This is a genomic window from Sphingomonas canaveralia (assembly GCF_047238125.1).
Taxonomy (GTDB): domain Bacteria; phylum Pseudomonadota; class Alphaproteobacteria; order Sphingomonadales; family Sphingomonadaceae; genus JBDFMH01.
Genome location: NZ_JBDFMH010000001.1, coordinates 621,454 through 640,842, shown reverse-complemented (window position 1 = coordinate 640,842; position 19,389 = coordinate 621,454). Strand labels below are relative to the sequence as shown.

Genomic DNA, 19,389 nt, shown 5'->3' with positions numbered 1-19,389 from the left:
CATGATGGCATCGACCGCGACCAAGACCGAAAGCGAACTGACCCTGACTCCGCCCGATCCGGTGCCGACCGTCTCGATCGAGAAGGCTGCCGGTCTGGTGCCACTGAAGGACGAGCAGAAGACCCAGCTCGAGCAGAAGGTGGACGGCTTCATCGCAGAGCTGGTGGCGGTCGACGCCAACAGCCCGGAATTCGGCAAGAAGGTCGATGCGATCACCAATATGGGCCGCAAGGAGATTGCGGACGCCGCTGGCCAGTCCAACCGCTTCCTCGATCGCCCGGTGCGCGCAATGGATAAGGACAGCTCTGTCGGCACCGATCTCGCGGCGCTGCGTCGCACGGTCGAGGAACTGGATCCCGGTCAGCAGGGCAAGCTCAGCGGCCCGCGCAAGATCCTGGGTTTCATCCCGTTCGGCAACCGGATGAAGTCCTATTTCGACGGCTATACCTCGGCCCAGGGCCATATCGCCGCGATCCTGCAGCGGCTGGCATCCGGCAAGGACGAGCTGCTGAAAGACAATGCCGCGATCGACGTGGAACGGCAGAATTTGTGGGCGGCGATGGGCCGGCTCGAACAGATGATCCACATTTCCAAGACGATGGACCAGCGCCTGGAAGACAAGGCCGCCGATCTCGACATGACCGATCCGGCCAAGGCCAGGGCGATCCGCGAGACTGCGCTGTTCTATGTCCGCCAGCGCACCACCGATCTGCTGACCCAGATGGCCGTGACGGTGCAGGGCTATCTCGCGCTCGATCTGGTCAAGAAGAACAATGTCGAACTGGTGAAGGGCGTTGATCGCGCATCGACCACGACCGTATCGGCGTTGCGTACCGCGGTGACCGTGGCGCAGGCGCTGACCGCGCAGAAGCTGGTGCTAAACCAGATCACCGCGCTGAACACCACCACCGCCAGCATCATCGATTCCACCGGCGAACTGCTGCGCACGCAGACCGCCGAGATCCACCGCCAGGCCGCCAGCTCGACCATCCCGCTCGATACGTTGAAACGCGCGTTCCAGAACATCTATGTGACGATGGACGAGATCGACAAGTTCAAGGTCCAGGCCCTGTCGTCGATGAAGCAGACGGTGGACACGCTGACCGACGAGGTCGAGAAGTCGCGCGGCTATATCGCGCGGGCGGAAGGCGCGTCGCAGGGTACGGCCGAACCGTTCCGCCTGGAATAGCCGCCGGTGATCGATCCCAACCGCGTGATCCAGCAGGCGGAAAGCCTGCTCCACCGCATGACGCCGGAATCCCGCGCCCGCGCGCAGCGGCGGCGGCAGCTGATGTGGCAGTCGGTGATGCGCCGGATCGTGCGCGCGGCGCTCGCGGTGCTGGGCGTGGCGGTGGTGGCGGGCGTGATCGGCTTCTTCACGCCGATCGGCCCGATCGGTTTTTTCCTTACGATCGTTGCCATGTTGGCGCTGGGCACGGCGATCCTGTTCTGGCCTTCGACCGAGGCTGCGCCGGCGATCGTACCGCCGGCCGGCCAGGCGATTAGCAAGACCGATCTGGCCCAGCTGCCGCTGCGCACCGAACGCTGGCTGGAAGCCCAGCGGCCAGCCCTGCCCGCCCCTGCCCAGCGGCTGGTCGACGGGCTCGGTCTGCGGCTCGAGGCGCTGGCGCCACAGCTGGCGACGCTCGACCCGCGTGAGCCGGCGGCGTTCGAGATTCGCAAGCTGATCGGTGAAGAGCTGCCCGAATTGGTAGACGGCTATCGCCGGGTTCCCGCCGGCCTAAGATCCGGCACGCGTGGCGGCATGAGCCCGGACAAGCAGCTGGCCGAGGGTCTTCGCGTGGTCGACGACGAACTCAAGCGAATGACCGAGCAGCTGGCCAGCGGCGACCTGAACAAGCTCGCGACGCAGGGTCGCTATCTCGAGCTGAAATATCGCGGCGACGAGACGCTGGAGAGCTGAGCCCGCAGGCTCTTCGCAGCTGCCGGACGACGATAGTGACCTGCTGTTCTTCAGGCAGCCCATAGCGTCCTGCCGACATCTTTACCGGCGCCGGACGTGAAAACGCCGCCGGTCTTTCGACCGGCGGCGCTGTCACGATCGCAATGCGATCAGGCGTAGGTGACCGACACGGTCTGCTTGCCACGGCGACGCATCGCGCCGCCGACAGCACCGAAACCACCAATCATCAGCGCCCAGGCAGCCGGCTCGGGAACGGCGGGACCACCGATGGCGTCGTAAGTAATGGTCAGCGTGCCTGCGAGGGCCGTCGCGTTCGGGGAAACCGCATCGACGAACGTATCGATAAATTCAACGCGCAGAATGCCGTCGCTGCCGACCGCGAAGTCGAGGCCGAAATCGGCGAGGGTCACCGAATCCGAATAGCTGCCCACGCCGGGATTATCGTCTTCAAAGCCCGGCGAGATAAAGACGCCGGCGAACTGATCGCTGTCGGTCAGCGAAAAAGTCGCCTCGGACAGCCAGCTCGGATCGAACGCTTCGATCGTCACATCGTAGGCGACGCCCGTGACTGTGGATCCAGCGCCGATGTTGAAGTTCTGAAGCGTGTTGCCAGCGGCATCGAGGAAGCCCTCAGCGTTCCAGCCCGTGACGTCGATCGTTAGCGTCGCGGCCTGAGCCATCGTCGCCGGCACCGTGGACATGATAAGCGCGCTCGCCGCGAGTGCGGCCATCTTCATTTTCTTCATGGCGTCGTCCCTTGTTCCACTATCAGTGGCCCGCGACTGCCCCACGCTGCCGCGACTCACGCATGATCCGAATGCCCATCACCCGAATCTAAACACAGGGTTAACGATCATTGCGCGGCGCACAAGAGCAGTGAAACAAGAAGTTATCCTGTTTCGAGACAGTGTCATGATCTGGCGCGACGAGCGGTGACGATCGCCTTGCGGTTTGACCCACGGAGCCGCACCGCTAAGACCGGACGATGCTTCATCGACTGACCATCGCCGTATCGGCGCTCGCCCTCGCATCCGCCACATTCGCCCAGCCCGCCGCCGTGCCGACGCGCACGATCGGCAGCGCCACGGTGCAGGGAGTGCCTGAAATCCCGGACGACGTGCGCAGCGCGGTTCAACGTTATCAGAACAGCCGCGCCGCACTGTTCGAGGATTGGCTGCCTGATGGATCGATGCTGATCGCCACCCGCTTCGGCGCCACGCAGCAACTCCACCATGTCGCGGCGCCGGGAGCCGCGCGCACCCAGATTACGTTCGGCGACGAGCCGGTGTCCAGCGCGACCGCGATCCCCGGATCGGATCGGTTCGTGCTCGTCCGTGATACCGGCGGCGACGAGTGGTTTCAGCTCTATGCCCGCGGGTTGACCGGGGCCGCGACCCAGCTGACCGAGCCTGGCACACGCAACGGCACGCCTGTCTTTTCCCGCGATGGCACGCTGGCGGTCTGGTCGCGCGCGACCAAGGGGTCCGCTGCCTACACGCTGCTGGCGCTGGATCCGGCAGCGGCGGGCGCGCCGCGCGAGTTGATCAAGGTCGATGGATCGATCGCTCCGGCCGACATCGCGGCCGATAAGGCGAGCCTGCTCTACACGCGCGGCATCTCCAACCGTGAAAGCCAGATCTTCCGGCTCGACCTTGCCAGCGGTACATCGACCAGGATCGCGCCCGACGCTCCGCCCGCCCGCTATGAGGATCCGCGCTTCCTGCGCGGAGCCGATCGCCTGATCGCGATCTCAGACCGCGACAGCGATGTCCGCCGCCTGGTCGAGATCGATGTCGCGACCGGCCGCGAGACGGTGCTGACCCCCGGGCTGAAATGGGATGTCGAAAGCTACGACCTGACTGACGACGGCCGCGTGCTGGCCTACACGATCAACGAGGACGGTTTCTCGAAGCTCGTCGTGCAGGATCGGATCACGCGCCGCGCCCTGCCGCAGCCGGAGCTGCCGCGCGGCGTCGTCACCGCAATCAAATTCTCGCCGGATGGCAAGCGGCTGGCGATCGGGCTGACCAACGCCACCTCGGCCGGCGATGTCTGGAGCTGGGACATCGAGGGGGCCGCGCTTACCCGCTGGACCAATTCAGAACTGGGTGAACTCGATCCCGCCACTTTGGCCGAGCCCGAGTTGATCCGCTTCAAATCCTTCGATGGCCTGTCCGTGCCCGCCTTGGTCTATCGGCCGAAAGGCATTCCTGCGGGACAGAAGACCCCTGTCATCATCGATATCCATGGCGGGCCCGAAGCGCAGACCCGCCCGATCTGGAACTATGGCGCGCAATATTTCGCCGATGTTCTGAAGGCCACGGTGATCCTGCCGAACGTCCGCGGATCGGATGGCTATGGGAAGCGCTATCTCAATCTCGACAATGCCGAGAAGCGCGAGGATTCGGTCAAGGATATCGGCGCGCTGCTCGATTGGGTGGCAAAGCAGCCCGGGCTCGATGCGGGCAAGGTCGCGGTCTATGGCCAGTCCTATGGCGGCTATATGTCGCTGGCGGTGATGACGCATTATTCGGACCGGCTGGTCGGCGGGGTCGAGCGGTACGGGATCAGCGATTTCCGTAGCTTCATGGAACGCACCGAAGCCTATCGCCGCGACAATCGTCGCGCGGAATATGGCGACGAGCGCGATCCGAAGATGGCGGCCGTGTTCGCGCGGATCGCCCCGATGGCCAACCTGGCGAAGATCCGCAAGCCGATGCTGGTGATGCAGGGCGCCAACGATCCGCGCGTACCGCAGTTCGAGAGCGACCAGGTCGTCTCGCGCCTGCGCGCGAACGGCCAGGAAGTCTGGTACGTACTGTTCGCCGACGAGGGGCACGGCTTCCTGAAGAAGCCCAACAATGATCTGCGCCGGGAAGTGGAAACCCTGTTCCTGCGCAAGCTGTTCCTGACGGACGCGCGCTGATCGGACGCCGTCCGCGATCTGCCTCTGCCGTCACCCTCCCAACCATCCGGAGCCGCAATCCGCATGTCGCAAGCCCAGCCGATCGAGACATCCTACCTGCGCAAGATCGTGGGTGCATCGATGGCAGGCACGGTCGTCGAGTGGTACGAATTCTTCCTGTACGGTACGGCCGCGACGCTGGTGTTCGGCAAGCTGTTCTTCCCCGATACCGGCAACGATCTCGACGGCATCATCGCTGCCTTCGCCACCTATGCGGTGGGCTTCATCGCACGGCCGCTCGGCGGCGTGGTGTTCGGTCATATCGGCGACAAGGTGGGTCGCAAGTCGCTGCTGCAATTCAGCCTCGTGCTGATCGGTGCATCGACCTTCCTGATGGGCTGCCTGCCGAGCTTCGCCACGATCGGCTACTGGGCACCGGCGCTGCTGGTCACGCTGCGCTTCATCCAGGGCTTTGCCCTCGGCGGCGAATGGGGCGGCGCGGTGCTGCTGGTGACCGAGCACAGCCCCGATACCCGGCGCGGTTTCTGGGGCAGCTTCCCACAGGCAGGCGTGCCGCTGGGCAACTTGCTGGCGACGGTGGTGCTGCTGATCCTGTCCTACACGCTGTCGGACGATGCCTTCCTGGCCTGGGGTTGGCGGATCGGGTTCTGGCTTTCGGTAGTGATCGTGGTGATCGGCTATTACATCCGCACCCAGGTCAGCGACTCACCGATCTTCAAAGCGGCGCGAGAGCAGGTCGAGCAGCATGCCGAAGCCGGATATGGGCTGACCGAAGTCTTCCGGCGCTATCCCCGCGGCGTGTTCACCGCGATGGCGCTGCGCTTCGGCGAGAACATCCTCTATTACATGGTGGTCACCTTTTCGATCACCTACCTGCACCACCGCGAGGTCGATACGACGCGGATCCTGGCGCTGCTATTTTGCGCACATCTGCTGCATGTCGTGCTGATCCCCCCGATCGGCGCGCTGACCGATCGGATCGGGCGGCGGCCGGTCTATCTGGCCGGCGCGGCGCTGACGATGGCCTGGCCTTTCGTTGCGTTCCCGCTGTTCGATACCGGTGCGACCCTGCCGATCCTGGCTGCGATCATGATCGGGCTTGCGGTGCATGCACTGATGTATGCGGCGCAGCCGGCGGTGATGACCGAGATGTTTCCGACCCGGATGCGCTATTCCGGCGTGTCGCTCGGCTATCAGGTCACGGCGATCTTCGGCGGATCTTGGGCACCGCTGATCGGCACGGCGTTGCTGCGCGAATATGACAGCTGGGTCCCGATCGCCGTCTACGTCCTGTTCTCGGGCGCTGTCAGCCTGGCCGCCGCGCTTTACATGCGCGAGAGCCGCGGCACATCGCTGGAAGCGATCGATGCAGAGGATCTGCGCCGGCTAGCGGCGGAGCGCGGCTGACCGATCAGCCCGCGGTCGCGAACCGATAGGACAATTCGGCCCGGCTGCGCGGTTCGAGCGTGACCGTCCAGGTCGCGATCCCGTCGATCCGCTCCAGCCCCGCGCCGTCGATCGCCTGCCCGGCCGTGCCGATCGGCACCTGCAAGGTCACCGCGAATGGATTGGCGTTGCTCGCCAGGATCGTGGATGTGCCCGGTTCGCGCGTTCGCTGCGCCACCGTCACCTGCCGGCTGATGCCCGATGCGATCCGTACGCGCTCGCCCTCGGCCCGGTCGGTCAGGGCGCCGGCGCCGAGCAGCAGCCGATCGCCGCTTCGGTCCGCGTAGAGCGCAGTCGATCCGTTGGGCAGCGGCATGCCGAGCCCGGCCGCCTTGTCGTTCTCGATCTCGAGCACGATCGCCGTCGGCATCGGCACGCTGGTCTGGCCGGGATAGACGGCGCGGCGATAGCGCCGCTCGAACGGGACGCCGCTTGCGGCCAGCAGCGCCACCTGCTTCTGCGCGCGCGCCGCCACCGTCACCCGCTCGGGCACGCGATAGAGCTTCAGGTCGCCCAGATCTTCCGGCGGGGGCGGTGGCGGCGGAGGTGGCGCCGGTGGCGGCGGTGGCGCCGCCATGGCGGCTACCGGCCGCATCACCCGCGATGCCGTCACGACGATCTCGTCGAATTGTTCGGTCTCGGCCACACGCAGGTCTGATGTGGTCGTGCCTAGCGGAAAGCAGACCAGCCGCAGCGCGGCCGCCCGCCGGGCGACGTCATCGATCGCCGAACGATTGAGCCGGCCCGCCACCGCCAGCACTTCGGCATCGGCGAACCGCTCCGGATTCGCATTGGCAAGTGTCAGCCATGCGAACAGATCGAGCCGGGTGCCGCCCGGCGCGATCGTTGCGACATAGCTCGCGCTCCAGTCGAACCCGGATGCGAGGTAGGAGAGCGTGACCGTCGCCGTGCGCGCCGTCGGTGTGCGGGTTGCGACACTCAGTACGGGCTTCGCCGAGAGACCTTTCGGCACGCCGGGAAAGCGCACGCCTTCGGCAAGCCCGGAACAGCGTAGCGCCTCGATGCCGGAACGGCTGCTGATCACCACCCCCTCGTTGGGCCCGGCGAGGATCGTCGCCTGCTCACTGACCGGCTTGCCCGTCGCGCGATTGGTGCGCGTGATCGTGACGGTGCGGCCCAGCGTACCATCGATCAGCGCCGCCGGGCTCAACAGCCGTGCATCGCGGTTCTTCTCGATCGTGCCGCCAGGCAGGCCGTCGATGATGGCACTCACCGGCACGATCCCATCGGCGACACCTTCGAAGCGCAGCGTCGCAGCGCCCGCGGGCAACCGGATACGGCGCGTTTCGGTGATCAATGCGAACCCGCCCAAGGCTCGCAGATCGATCGCCGCGGCGCGGTAGCGACCCGGATTGCGATAGACTGTAACCACGGTCCGATCAGGCCCGGGCGATATGACCAGCGGCACGCCTTGAGCCGGCGCGGACGCCGGCGTCACCACGAGCGCCGCCAGCCACGCCAGCCGGCCGTGCATCAGTAACGCGTGTCGAAGGTGGCGGTGACGACCGCCTCGCCATTGGCGGGCACCGGCACCTGCCAGACGACTGTACCCGCATCGCGCCGTTCGCCCTTGCGGCTTTCCGCGATCACTCGCGTGTCGGTCCAATCCAGGCCCGCTTGGACAAGCTCGACAGTGACCGGCGCGCGGCGCGCATTGGTCAGCGTGTAGCGCATCGCGGTGCGCCAGCGGCTGTCGGAAAGGCGCGTGCGCTGCTCGACCACCGGCTGCACCTTCACGTCGAACGCGTCGCCGGTCGTCAGCGAGATCCGCGACCCCTGCGGCGTGTGGCCGATCTGGTTCTCACCGGTGAACTGCGGCTGTCCGCGCGCATCGCGCACATAGACGCGGATGGTGCCGGCCGGCAGCGCATCGCCCAGCCCCGCCGCACCCGAATTGGCGAAGCGCAGCACGCTTTGCGCGCTTCGCGGCTCGCCGGCCGTGCCCAGCCAGCCATTCTCGAACGCATAGCCCGATGCCGCCTGCGCCCCCTTAACGTCGAGGAAGCTTACCTGCTTGGTCTGCTTGTCCGAAATCGTGGTGCGCTCGGGCAGCGGATACAAATAGAAGTCGCCCAGCTGCTCGCGATCGGCCGTTTCGGTCCCGGCCTGGCGGATCGCGCCGCGCGACGGGCGCGGCGGCATCGGCCGATATCCGCCGCCATCGTCCTCGCCCGCAACCTCGCCCGCCACCAGCAGCGTGCGCGCGTTGGTAAAGGTCGTGCCGCTGGTGTTGCGCAGCGTGATCCAGCCCTGCACGTCGACAGTGCCGCTCTTCTGGTCGAACAGCGCGACATAATCGGCGTTCCAGCCGAGCCCGCGGCTGAGATAGGACAGCGTCGCCGGACGCGTACCGCCGCGCGTACTGGCCAGCGTGACTGATAGCGTCGGCCGTGCACGAAGCGATTCCGGCACCCGATCGAAGATGGCACGGACCGGCAGGCCGTCGTCGCGCAGCACCTCGATCCGCTCGCCGATCTGCAGCACCACCCCGCCATTCACCGCCAGAACCTTCGCACGCTCGCGCGTCTCGACGCCGGTCGCGGGGTTGGTGCGCAGCAAAGTAATCGTCTCGCCGACCGCCTTTTCCATCAGGCTCGATGGGCTCAGCAGGTCATAGTCGAAGTTCTGCTCGACGATGCTGGCATCCGTGATCGCCAGCGACACGGTCTCGGGCCGGATCGCTGCGCTGACGTCGGGAAAGGTCTGGCGGACCCGACCTTGGCCAAGAGTGAGGGAGCGGATGTCCTGAACGAGCGCGATATCGCCATTATAGATGGTGACGGAAACATCGCCCTGCGCGGTGCCCCCCTGCCCCGGCACCGCCTGGGTGGGCGCTTCCTGCGCCGCGGTCGCTGCCGTCGCGAGCAATCCGAGCCACATCAAGCCGATCGCTCGCATACGCCTACTCCCGATGGTCGCCGCAGGTTATGGCGCGGCCGGCGCAGCGCCGCAAGCGGATCACCGGGGGGTGGCGAACCAGATGATGTGGCGTGGCCCCTTGCCGTTGCTGCGCGCGCGGACCACCACTTCCTCGACCCCGAAGCCGCTTTCACCGAGCCGACGGGCGAACGGCTTGTCCGGGGCCGCAGACCAGATCGCAAGCACGCCGCCCGGTGCCAGCGCTGCTCGCGCCGCGGCAAGCCCGGCATGGGTATAGAGGCGATCGTTGCCACGGCGCGTGAGCCCATCCGGCCCATTGTCGACATCGAGCAGGATGGCGTCGTAGCGCGCGGCCGGCGCTGCGATCAGCGCAGCGACATCCTGTTCGACGACGGTCACGCGTGGATCGTCGAGACAACCGGCCGCCAGCTCCGCCATCGGCCCGCGCGCCCAAGCGATGATCCCCGGCACCAGTTCCGCGACAGTCAGCCGCGCGCTTTCAGGCAGCGTCGCCAACGCAGCCCGCAGCGTGAAGCCCATCCCGTATCCGCCGATCAGCAGATGAGGCGCACGCCGATCACCGAGCCGGGCACAGCTCATGTAGGCCAGCGCTTCCTCGGATCCGCTCATCCGGCTGTTCATCAGTTCGTTGCCGTCGAGCACGATCATGAAGTCGCGCCCGCGACGAAACAGCCGCAGCACGTCGCCACCCGGCACGGCGGCGGTATCGATGAGTTCGCGCGGCGTCATCCGGTCTGGCGATCAATCCCGGATGGTCGTCATCTCGACCGGCTTGCCCTTGATCGACGCGTTCGCCGCCCCCGTCGCCGGTTTGGCGGCCTTGGGTTTGCGAACTTCCTTGTTCGATTTCTTCTGGCCCTTGGCCATCACCGGCTCCTTTGGCCTAGCGGCCCTTGCGCTGCTTGCGGGCAGCGTAGCGCGCGTCGCGGGCCGCCTTGCGCTCCGCCTCGGTCAGCTCGACTTTCTGTGGCTCGGCCGCGGCCTTAGCAGCTGCCGCTTCCGCCTCGATCCGGGCGCGTTCCGCCGCTTCGGCCTCTGCCTCGGCGCGCCGTTCGGCCTCGGCCGCCTCACGCTGGCGCTTCACCTCGGCGCGGCGTTCCGCCTCTTCGGCCTCGCGAGCAAGACGCGCGGCGTTGCGCGCCGCCAGTTCGGCCTCGTCTGGTTTGGGCCGCGCCTTCAACTTGGCGAGCGCGGCTTCCTTCGCGCGCGCGGCAGCGGCAGTCCGTTCCTGAAAACCCGGATCCTTGAATGGAGGCATAGTCTGTTGGTCATCCCGATCATTGACGAAGTAGGCGTGTGGGGGTGCGACGTACCGGCCCGGCGATCACCTTGGCCCCATAAGCCTTGGCAATCACGTCGGCATCGGCCGCGTTGTGCATGACGACGCGGGTGCCGCCCGATGTCAGCGATTCGATCGCGCTGATACCGACTTTGCGCTTGGCGCACAGCGCCACGACATCGGCCTGGGCCATATTAATATTGAGCGCTCTGGACATGGTCATCTCCCTTGGCTGTCGCACGATCGGGCGGCAGCGGTCATCCCGGCTTTTTCAGGCTGCACTGGGACAAGGGGTGGAGCCGAAGCGGCCCGATATCCGAAAGAAACGCGAAATCAGCCTTGCTGATATAGGTGTTCCGGGGCGGAATGAAAGGGCGGCGTCAGGAGGCCGGCAATTGCTGGCGTGCGGCCCAGGCCGCGATCGGCGTCAGCGCGACGGGTAGCTCGCGCAACACGGGGGCCATGTCGATCCGGAATGGATGCGTGGACGATTCATTGTACCAGCGATAGATGCGGCCGAGTTCGCCGACCATCGACTCTGCATCCAGCGTCGCACGCTTCTCGAACACGCGCCGCATATTATCGCAGAATGTCTCGATGCTCTGGCTTTCCCAGGTGAGCGGCCGACTCCAGGCACGGGTCAGGATCGCGGCGAGTTCCGGCAGCCGGACCGTATCCGCGCCGCCGACGGCGAAGCTGCGGCCCGACAGTTCCGGCCGGTCCAGCGCCGCGATCATCAGCGCGGCCAGGTCGTCATGGCAGATCCAACTGACCTTGAGCATCGCGTGGTGCGGATAGACGAGCCGGCCGTTGCGCGCGATCTCGGGCCACGCCCAGCCTTTCAGCAGATTGTCGAGGAACACCACCGGCTGGATGCTGACCGCTGGCACACCGGCTTCGAACACCAGCCGCCGCATCTCATGCCGCGCATCCTGCCCCGCAAATCCCAGCGGTTCGGCCGGCACCGGCATGCTGGTGTTGAAGATCAGCGATCGCACGCCGCGCGCCTGTGCCGCCTTCGCGATCACATTCGCCGCGGCGATCAGCGGCGGCGCCGCCTGGAATGATGTCGATGGCAGGTTCAGGAACACCGCATCCGCCCCGGCGATCGCGGCATCGAGCGAGGGGTGATCGGCGAAGTCCGCAGCGCGCGCCTCGATCGCCTGCCCCGCGATCTCGATCGGTGCTGGAGCGCGGCTGACCGCGATCGGATCGTGCCCCGCAGCGACCAGCGCGCGCACCTGCGCGGCACCCTGATCCCCGGTCGCACCGAATATGGTGACCTTCACGTTGATCCCCCGCCTGCGCCGGCGTGGCTGCGCGCGGCCCCTCTCGCCGTCAAGATTGACCGGCCCTGCGCAGCTTCCTAGGTGGATAGCGATGATCTTGCCAACTCCCCTCGCATCGCGACCGGACGGATCGCTGCGATGAGCGCGCAGTCGATCGTGCTGGTCGAGGATGATCCGCCGCTGCGCACGCTGATCGCGCGCGTGCTGCAGGAAAACGGCTATATCGTCCGCTCCGCTTCGTCGGGGCCGGAGATGTGGATCGCGATGGATGGCGGTCCGGTCGATCTGGTGATCCTCGATATCATGCTGCCCGGCACCAATGGCATCGATCTGTGCCGGCAGATTCGCCGCAACAGCGAGGTGCCGATCATCTTCATCAGCGCGAAGACGAGCGAGGCGGATCGCGTCGTCGGGCTCGAGCTTGGCGCGGACGACTATCTGGCCAAGCCCTTCGGCACGCGTGAGCTGATGGCGCGGGTCCGCGCCGTTCTTCGGCGCGGACGGCTGGAGGATGGCGCGACCGAGAAACGTGCGGAGGAGGTCCGGTTCGAGGACTGGTCGGTCAACTTCCCGCGACGTGAGCTCCGTGGCCCGTCGAACGAGCTGGTCGATCTCACCGGGGCGGAATTCGATCTGCTCGCCACCTTCATCAGCCAGCCGCAACGGGTGATCGCGCGCGAACGGCTGATCGAACTGTCGCGCACGCGGCTCGGCGATTCGTCCGATCGCAGCATCGACGTGCTGGTCAGCCGGCTGCGGCGCAAGATCTCTGCGGAGGATCGCGCTGCCCCGATCAAGACGGTCCGTGGTGTCGGCTACATGTTCACGGCCGCGGTCGAACGCGACTGATCGATCCGATGCGGATCTCGCTGGGTCTGCTCGGCCGCATCCTGCTGATCCTGCTGCTCACGGTGCTGGCCGAGTTTCTCGTCAGCACCCTGCTCTACGAACGCGCCAATCGCTTCTCGTGGCGCGACGACGAGGCCCACCGGCTTGCCGAGCATCTGGTGATCGCACGCAAGCTGCTGACCGAGCGCCCGCCGCGGGATCGCCCTGCAATCGCGCGCGAACTGACGACTGACCGCTATTTCATCGGCTGGTCGCCGGCCACGGCAATGCCGGCCCGCTTCCCCGCGACCGCACAGCTGATCGAGACGCAGGAGGAAATTTTGGCCTGGGAGCCGGGTCTGCGCACCACGAGCCTCCGCCTCGCCACACCCAATCTCGGCCGGCGCACGACCGTGATCGGCAGCTTGCAATTGACGGACGGCAGCTGGATGCGTTTCGCCGCGCAAGGCGGGCTGCATCGTTTCGATTTCGCGCTGGAGCGGATCATGGTCGCGCTGGTGCCGGCGATCGCGCTGCTCGTCGTCGGCGCACTGCTGATCCGGCGGATGCTGCGCCCGCTCCAGCACCTGGCCCGCGCCGCCGAACGGATCGGCACCGGCGATCAGCCGCCCCAATTGATGGCGGACGAGGGTACGCAGGAAGTGCGGCGGCTGATTCACGCCTTCAACGAAATGCAGGATCGCATTCATCGGCTGGTGGCGGACCGGATCGAGGCGCTGGCCGCTGTCGGCCACGACATCCGCACCCCGCTCGCCCGTGTCCAGCTGCGGCTCGACGAGATTGCCGATCCACGTGTGCGCGACGAGATCGGCACCGATATCGACGAGGTCGAGGCTATGGTCGCATCGCTGCTCGCCTTCATCGGCGGCGACGATGACCCCGAGACACCCGTTGCAATCGATCTGGCGGTGCTCGCCGCGACGATCGTCGACAATGCGGCCGATGCCGGCCAGCTGGCCAGCTATGCAGGCCCCGATCATCTCCAGGCCGTGATCCGGCCGATCGCGATGCGGCGTGCGATCGTCAACCTCGTCGACAATGCCATCCACTATGGCGGGCGTGCCGATGTCACGATCGCGCGCGACGATGACCACATCCGGCTCACCGTATCGGACGACGGACCGGGCATCCCTGAGGAAAATCTGCACAGCGTGCTCTCCCCCTTCGTCCGGCTGGACGCCGCACGCGGGAGGAACACGAAAGGCCTTGGCCTCGGACTGGCCATCGTCTCCCGCACCGTCGAACGCGAAGGCGGTACCCTGACCCTGGCGAACCGCCCGGACGGCGGACTGGTGGCCGCGATCGCCGTGCCCGCAAAATCGACGACGGAGCCGAATGTCGCCCCCGGCGAACGCGGAAGGGTCGTCGCCTAGCTCGAGGTTCGATGATCGGGGCGACTTGATCGACCTCAATATGATTTTGTCGGTCTTTCGAACGCAGCGGGCGTTAGTGTTCCACCGCCTGTCGCGGCCGGGACGATCTGATGCTCTTCAACTTTGCTGCCCTCGGCTTTCGACATGGTGAAACATCGCCGGTTTCGGCATGAGCGGGCTCTGGTGCTCGTCAGAGACGCGGAGCAACCCGGATAAGAGGATCGAGCCAGCGGTGCAGATCGCGGCCGCGGTTTGTGTTCCGTGCCGCAATGAAGCTCGGCTCCTGCCCAATCTTCTCGACGCCCTTGCTGCCCAGCGTGGCGCCGGTCCGTTCGTGCTATGCCTGCTGTACGACGGCTGCTCGGACGCCAGCGCCGACGTGGTGGCGGCGCGTTCCAAGCAATTGCCTTTCAGGGTCATAACAGCCGACATTGCCGCCGGCGCGCCGAATGCCGGCCTGGCACGGGGCCGCGCAATGGCGCTCGGTCTCGACCTGCTCGGCGACCGGCCCGGTGCGATCATCGTCTCCACTGATGCGGATTCGGTACCGGCATCGAACTGGCTAGCGTCCAACCTCGCTGCGTTGGAGGTCGCAGACGTTGCGGCGGGCCGCATCATGCGCGAGCCGGGCTTTCCGAGCCCGTTGCAGGATCGGGTGGAAGCCTATCTAGACAGCCTGCACATGCTTCGCAGGAAGATCGATCCCCTGCCATGGGAGGCGCCGGCGACCCATCATTATACGAGCGGGGCAAGCTTGGGATTTCGCTTGGGCGCTTATCGATCGCTCGGTGGCTTCGATCCGCTCCCCTCGGCAGAGGATGCACGCATGGTTGACACGGCGCACCGGGCCGGATTGCGTGTCCGCCATGACGACGCGATCCGCGTGACAACCTCCGCGCGGAGGGTTGGCCGGGCGGTCGGCGGCTTGGCCGATCATCTTCGCGATATCGATGTCGGCGCGACCGTGCCGATGATGGCCGATCCCGATGACGTCGTGTGGCGCTACGTCCGGCAAGCGGCCGCACGCGTGGCTTGGGACGATATCGAAACCGGATATCCGGCATTGGCGAAGCTGTTGGATACCGATGTGGACCATGTCCTCGCCGCTGCCGGGAGGGCGGTGAACGCCGCTGCGTTTGCCGCCATCGTCGTGCCCGAGCCGCCTTCTGGCGAGCGGCTCGTGATGCTCGATCAAGCGGAGCAAACGCTCGCGCGGCTCCATGGCGGACCCCGGATGCTGGCAGCATGACCGAACTCGATCCCTTGGACGCAGCGCTTGCGAAGCCGACCGATACACCTCAACAGATGCGCGCTGTGCTCGCCGCCCTGCAATCGCTCCTGCCCTTTCCAGGCGATCCGCGGTCATCTTCGGATCTGCTGACGCTGCTGCGTCTGCTTTACCGCGTCGCGCGGACTGATCTACCGCTGGCACGGCTGCTCGAGGGTCATGTCGACGCGCTTCAGATCATTGCTCGCTACGGGGAGCGGGAGGTGGCCCAGGCCGCTACGACCCGCGCCGCCGGCGGTGACCTCTTCGGAGTCTGGAACGCGGCGCTGACCGACGAGCCGCTTCGTCTGAGCGAAGGACGATTGTGGGGCGGAAAGAGCTTTGCATCGGGCGCCGGAATACTCGATCACGCCATTGCCTCGGCCGACACGCCGGATGGCAACCGGTTGGTGCTCGTCGATCTCGCGCTGTCACAACCGATCATCGATCGAGGCTGGTGGTCGGTCGTCGGCATGCAGCGATCACAGACGCATATCGTTCGCTGGGAAGGGGCAGCGCCCGCCAGCCTTCGCTTAATCGGCCTTCCGGGCGATTATGCGCGCGAACCCTTCTTCAGTGGCGGGGCCCTGCGGTTCGTCGCCTGTCACGCGGGTGGCATAGCGGGCCTGTTCGATCATGTTCGCGATCATCTAAACCGCACGGGGCGCGCCCAGGACCCGCACCAGAGCGGGCGGCTTGCCGATCTGGCGATCGACGCGATGGTGGCAGCGGCGGCGGTGCGCGACGCGGCCGGCACCTGGGGGACGCCCGTCCACATCGAACATGTCGCTGCGGCGCGGATCGCGGTGGCCGGCTGCGCGGAGCGTGCGATCCTGCTCGCACAACAGGCCGTGGGCGTAAGCGGCCTCTTCACTGCCCATCCGCTGTCGGCGGCGTTGACTGATCTCATGGTCTATCTCCGCCAGCCGATGCCCGATGCACAGCGCATGCGGGTCGGCGCCGCGGCGGCGCAAGGAATATTGGTTCCGGACCTGTGAAGCCGCTGTCGATTTCAGGCGTGCGCCATGCGTTGGTCGTGGCGCCGCATCCTGATGACGAGACGATCGGCGCCTATGGTCTGATCCGCCGGCTTCGATCGCGCCGGTCGCGGGTCAGCATCGTAGTGGTAACGGATGGTGCCGGCTCCCACGCCGGCAGCCTGCGCTGGCCTCGCGATCGCCTGATCGCGGAGCGTCGACGGGAAACATTGGCAGCGATGCGCAGCGCCGGCTTGGATGCTGGCGATGTGCGCTTCCTCGGATTACCGGACGGCAGCCTGTCGTCCTCGCCCCGGAACGTCCGGCGGGCCGTGACGCGCGTGGCATGCGCCACGAGGCCCGATCTGCTGGTCTTGCCCGCGGCGGACGACGATCATCCCGATCACCGTGCGATTGCATCGGCGATGCGACCCGGCCGCTGGCGAACCCTCCACTATCTGGTGTGGCCGAACCGTCTCACCCGCTCGCGCGCCGCGACGCATTTCCTGCCGCTGGGTCCGATCGGCGCGGCAAAGCGAGGTGCGATCCTCCATTATCGAACCCAGATGGGCCTGATCCGCGATGATCCCGATGGTTTCGCCATATCACCGTCAGAGCTCGCACGCTTTGCACGCCCGATCGAGTTCTTCCGTGGGTCGCGGCGATGAAACCCATCGATCTCCAAGGCTTCGATCGCAAGTTCGTCAACGACGCCGATCCGTGGAGCACCTTCACCAGCCGCGACGAAGCACGCAAACGGAGTGCGATCCTGCGCGGGCTGGGCAATGGCCCCGTTGGCCGCGTGCTCGAACTTGCCGCGGGCAATGGCTCGAACAGCGTGGCGCTGGCGCGTTTCGCGCTTCGACTCGACGCCACCGAGGGCACCGAGAGCGGGACTGACCTAGTCCGCCGCGCTGTCCCCGGCGACCCACGGGTCCGGGTCACCCGGCTGGTATTGCCAGACCGGTTTCCGCGCCATCGCTATGATGCAGTCATCATTGCGGAAGTCCTCTATTATCTGTCCCCCGGCGACATGGCCAAGGTTGCCTGTGCTGTCGCGCAGGTGCTTCGGCCCGGCGGCCGGCTCATCATGGCGCATCACCGCGTCGATTATCCGGATTTCGTCCAGCATGCCGACGGCATCCACAGGCGCTTCATCCGCGATTCCCACGGATGCTGGGCACGCGCTATCGAAGCCGGGACCGGCCGATGGCGTGTACAGACATTCATTCGTCTCTGACGGCGGACATGATCACCGCCAACGTCCGGATTGCAGACACACTGCGCAGCGAGGGCTGAGCCGGCAGCCCCTGCTATCAGCCGCCGGAACGCCCGACCGCTGCCGCTGGAATGATACCTTCCGTCAGCAACCGGTGAAGCGCGTCGATATGGTCCCCGTCTCTGGCACCCCCCGCATCCGACGTCATGACGACCGTGAGAGCCAGGTCCGGAATCACATAGACCATCTGTCCACCATATCCCCAGGCATAGCGGATGGGATGGCCCCCGGCTTCGGACAGGAACCACCCGTATCCGTAACGCTGGCCGCTCCAGGGTGATGTCGTTCGCGGCGTCCAGCTCTGCGCGACCCAGCCTGCTGGCAGCACCCGGCGGCCGTCGATGATACCGTCCAGCCGGTATAACTCCCCGAAGCGCGCGAGAGCCTCGGGGGACAGCCGCATCTCGTTGCCCCCGAAATAGATGCCCTGCGGATCGGCCGGCCATGACGGAATGGCAATCCCCAGCGGTTGTCCCAGCCAGTCGCGAGCATTGGCAAGCGTGCTGCGCCCCGTCGCCCGGGTCAGTGCTGCCGACAGGAGATGGGTGGAACCGGTCGAATAGAGCATTTCGGTCCCCGGCTCTGCGGCAAACGGGCGCGACAAAGCGTAACGGACCCAGTTGGAGCTCGATACCCACGCTCCGTAATACTCGCCTGAGGTGCGTTGCAGACCGGCCTGCATCGACAGCAGATTGCCGATCGTGACGCGCCCGAGGCGGGGATCGGGGTCCGCCGGCGCGTCCTGGCGCAACAACGACACGATGGGCTGGTCCACCCCGCGGATCGCGCCGCGCTGGATTGCAATCCCGATCAGCGCCGAAATCACCGATTTCGAAGCAGATTTGATGTTCACAGGCCGGTTTAGAGGCGGCCCACCGTTGAACACACGCGCAGCCAAAGTCTGCCCGTCCCGCAGCACGAGGAGCGAGCGAATCCGCGGCAATCGGGACGCCGTCGTGACGACTGCCTGCATTCTCGCGGGGTCCAACCCGCGCGTGACAACTGCAGGGGCTGGCTCCTCTGCGGCAGGGGACGACGCTGCAGGACGGTCGCAACCCGATGCGGAGAGGTACGCGAGCAGGACGCCGCACACCATGCCGCGCCGCCGATTGCCAATAAAGCCTCGAGCCAGTGACCTATTCCTCATCATGCGGCGCCAGTCGCCGGAGGTCTGATGCCGAGCACCCGGTTCGATCGCGGTGCCATGCGAGCCCTAGCGAGGAAACGTCGCCCCATATCGCTCCCGATCAACTATCGCACGCGTAGGGCGTTATCGCTCGACTGTTCGAACTGGTTGCAGGTCAAGGCGGTGGGATACCCGGTTCAGCACTGTCTAGCCTCGTGAGAGCTGACCGCTCGATGTTCCGTGGTGTCGGATCAAATGATCCACCAGCCTTTTCTGGCTACGCCAGTCATGCCGGCTAATCTGACGACCACCATCGCGGACCGCGCGACAATACAAAAACAGGAAAAATGGCGCCCCGCGCAGGATAAAGGTAACGAATACGTATCGCCGTTAACGCTACGCTAGAAGCGCCAATCTGCGCAACGTGCCGCCCTTCCCCGATATAGCCAGCCACTAATACTACTCCGCCGAGCCTGCAGGATGGTTGTATTGACGGACGAAAAGCGGGGGGAAGTAGCCCGCTTCCTAAGTTGAACCATCGTAGCGGGTTCATTGATCTCGCACGCAGCGGACCCGTCCCTGACCGACTGCCCTTTCGAGACGGGCGCGCCGTCCAACCGCCAGCCTTGCCATTTTTTGAACCGATTGCGCGCCGGCGGCTTATCTCCGCTTGGAACTGAGATATATGTGTTTCATTTTAATATTGTTGATGATACGCATGTGCTATGGAAT

At 66.0% G+C, this 19,389-nt stretch carries 19 protein-coding genes; 10 read left to right on the top strand and 9 right to left on the bottom strand.

Translation table 11 applies throughout. The annotated features are described in order from the left end of the window. The first annotated feature begins 4 nt into the window (after positions 1–4). Entirely contained in the window at positions 5–1,189 is a 1,185-nt protein-coding gene (locus ABC347_RS03155; RefSeq protein WP_413244292.1) for a toxic anion resistance protein, read from the top strand. A 6-nt stretch (positions 1,190–1,195) separates the two neighbouring features. Further along, positions 1,196–1,924 carry a hypothetical protein gene (locus ABC347_RS03150; RefSeq protein WP_413244291.1) on the top strand — a complete coding sequence of 243 codons (729 nt, stop codon included), beginning with the start codon at positions 1,196–1,198 and terminating at the stop codon, positions 1,922–1,924. 149 nt (positions 1,925–2,073) lie between these two features. Here ABC347_RS03150 and ABC347_RS03145 read toward each other — a convergent pair whose 3' ends face one another. After that, positions 2,074–2,670, bottom strand: a complete 597-nt coding sequence (locus ABC347_RS03145; RefSeq protein ID WP_413244290.1) for a PEPxxWA-CTERM sorting domain-containing protein — start codon at positions 2,668–2,670, stop codon at positions 2,074–2,076. Positions 2,671–2,909: 239 nt separating this feature from the next. On the opposite strand from ABC347_RS03145, the gene ABC347_RS03140 reads away from it, so the two are divergent. Together ABC347_RS03140 and ABC347_RS03135 are read left to right on the top strand one after the other, a co-directional pair. Then, positions 2,910–4,850: a S9 family peptidase gene (locus ABC347_RS03140; protein WP_413244289.1), complete on the top strand. Its 1,941-nt coding sequence runs from the start codon at positions 2,910–2,912 to the stop codon at positions 4,848–4,850. A gap of 63 nt (positions 4,851–4,913) precedes the next feature. Further along, the gene (locus ABC347_RS03135) at positions 4,914–6,257 is read left to right on the top strand and encodes an MFS transporter (RefSeq protein WP_413244288.1); all 1,344 of its coding nucleotides are present in this window, start codon (positions 4,914–4,916) and stop codon (positions 6,255–6,257) included. Between the two features lie 4 nt (positions 6,258–6,261). Here the strand turns inward: ABC347_RS03135 and ABC347_RS03130 are convergent, their stop codons facing one another. From ABC347_RS03130 to ABC347_RS03100, 7 genes are all read right to left on the bottom strand, one after another. Continuing rightward, entirely contained in the window at positions 6,262–7,791 is a 1,530-nt protein-coding gene (locus tag ABC347_RS03130) for a DUF4139 domain-containing protein (protein WP_413244287.1), read from the bottom strand. Further along, positions 7,791–9,197, bottom strand: coding sequence for a DUF4139 domain-containing protein (locus tag ABC347_RS03125; protein WP_413244286.1), 1,407 nt, complete (start codon positions 9,195–9,197; stop codon positions 7,791–7,793). The genes ABC347_RS03130 and ABC347_RS03125 overlap by 1 nt, the downstream gene beginning before the upstream one ends. Before the next feature lie 78 nt (positions 9,198–9,275). Beyond that, positions 9,276–9,947: a spermine/spermidine synthase domain-containing protein gene (locus ABC347_RS03120; RefSeq protein WP_413244285.1), complete on the bottom strand. Its 672-nt coding sequence runs from the start codon at positions 9,945–9,947 to the stop codon at positions 9,276–9,278. A gap of 12 nt (positions 9,948–9,959) precedes the next feature. Next, the gene (locus tag ABC347_RS03115; protein ID WP_413244284.1) at positions 9,960–10,085 is read right to left on the bottom strand and encodes a hypothetical protein; all 126 of its coding nucleotides are present in this window, start codon (positions 10,083–10,085) and stop codon (positions 9,960–9,962) included. A gap of 16 nt (positions 10,086–10,101) precedes the next feature. After that, positions 10,102–10,476, bottom strand: a complete 375-nt coding sequence (locus tag ABC347_RS03110; protein WP_413244283.1) for a DUF6481 family protein — start codon at positions 10,474–10,476, stop codon at positions 10,102–10,104. Between the two features lie 19 nt (positions 10,477–10,495). Next, positions 10,496–10,714: a hypothetical protein gene (locus tag ABC347_RS03105; RefSeq protein WP_413244282.1), complete on the bottom strand. Its 219-nt coding sequence runs from the start codon at positions 10,712–10,714 to the stop codon at positions 10,496–10,498. 163 nt (positions 10,715–10,877) lie between these two features. After that, positions 10,878–11,786: an SDR family oxidoreductase gene (locus tag ABC347_RS03100; RefSeq protein WP_413244281.1), complete on the bottom strand. Its 909-nt coding sequence runs from the start codon at positions 11,784–11,786 to the stop codon at positions 10,878–10,880. A 138-nt stretch (positions 11,787–11,924) separates the two neighbouring features. Between ABC347_RS03100 and ABC347_RS03095 the strand changes: the two genes are divergently transcribed. The 6 genes from ABC347_RS03095 (at position 11,925) to ABC347_RS03070 (ending at position 17,492) form a co-directional block, all read left to right on the top strand. Then, positions 11,925–12,635 (top strand): response regulator, encoded by a 711-nt coding sequence (locus ABC347_RS03095; RefSeq protein WP_413244280.1) that lies wholly within the window; start codon positions 11,925–11,927, stop codon positions 12,633–12,635. A gap of 8 nt (positions 12,636–12,643) precedes the next feature. Beyond that, a complete protein-coding gene (locus ABC347_RS03090) occupies positions 12,644–14,008 on the top strand; it encodes an ATP-binding protein (protein WP_413244279.1) in 1,365 nt (454 codons plus the stop codon). Positions 14,009–14,240: 232 nt separating this feature from the next. Beyond that, positions 14,241–15,257 carry a glycosyltransferase family 2 protein gene (locus ABC347_RS03085; RefSeq protein ID WP_413244278.1) on the top strand — a complete coding sequence of 339 codons (1,017 nt, stop codon included), beginning with the start codon at positions 14,241–14,243 and terminating at the stop codon, positions 15,255–15,257. Beyond that, the gene (locus ABC347_RS03080; RefSeq protein WP_413244277.1) at positions 15,254–16,273 is read left to right on the top strand and encodes an acyl-CoA dehydrogenase family protein; all 1,020 of its coding nucleotides are present in this window, start codon (positions 15,254–15,256) and stop codon (positions 16,271–16,273) included. Before ABC347_RS03085 ends, ABC347_RS03080 begins: the two co-directional genes overlap by 4 nt. 38 nt (positions 16,274–16,311) lie before the next feature. After that, entirely contained in the window at positions 16,312–16,920 is a 609-nt protein-coding gene (locus ABC347_RS03075) for a PIG-L deacetylase family protein (RefSeq protein WP_413244276.1), read from the top strand. Beyond that, complete coding sequence (locus tag ABC347_RS03070) at positions 16,917–17,492, top strand: class I SAM-dependent methyltransferase (protein WP_413244275.1); 576 nt, start codon at positions 16,917–16,919, stop codon at positions 17,490–17,492. The genes ABC347_RS03075 and ABC347_RS03070 overlap by 4 nt, the downstream gene beginning before the upstream one ends. A 76-nt stretch (positions 17,493–17,568) precedes the next feature. Here ABC347_RS03070 and ABC347_RS03065 read toward each other — a convergent pair whose 3' ends face one another. Next, positions 17,569–18,504 carry a serine hydrolase domain-containing protein gene (locus ABC347_RS03065; RefSeq protein ID WP_413244274.1) on the bottom strand — a complete coding sequence of 312 codons (936 nt, stop codon included), beginning with the start codon at positions 18,502–18,504 and terminating at the stop codon, positions 17,569–17,571. Positions 18,505–19,389: the final 885 nt, after the last annotated feature.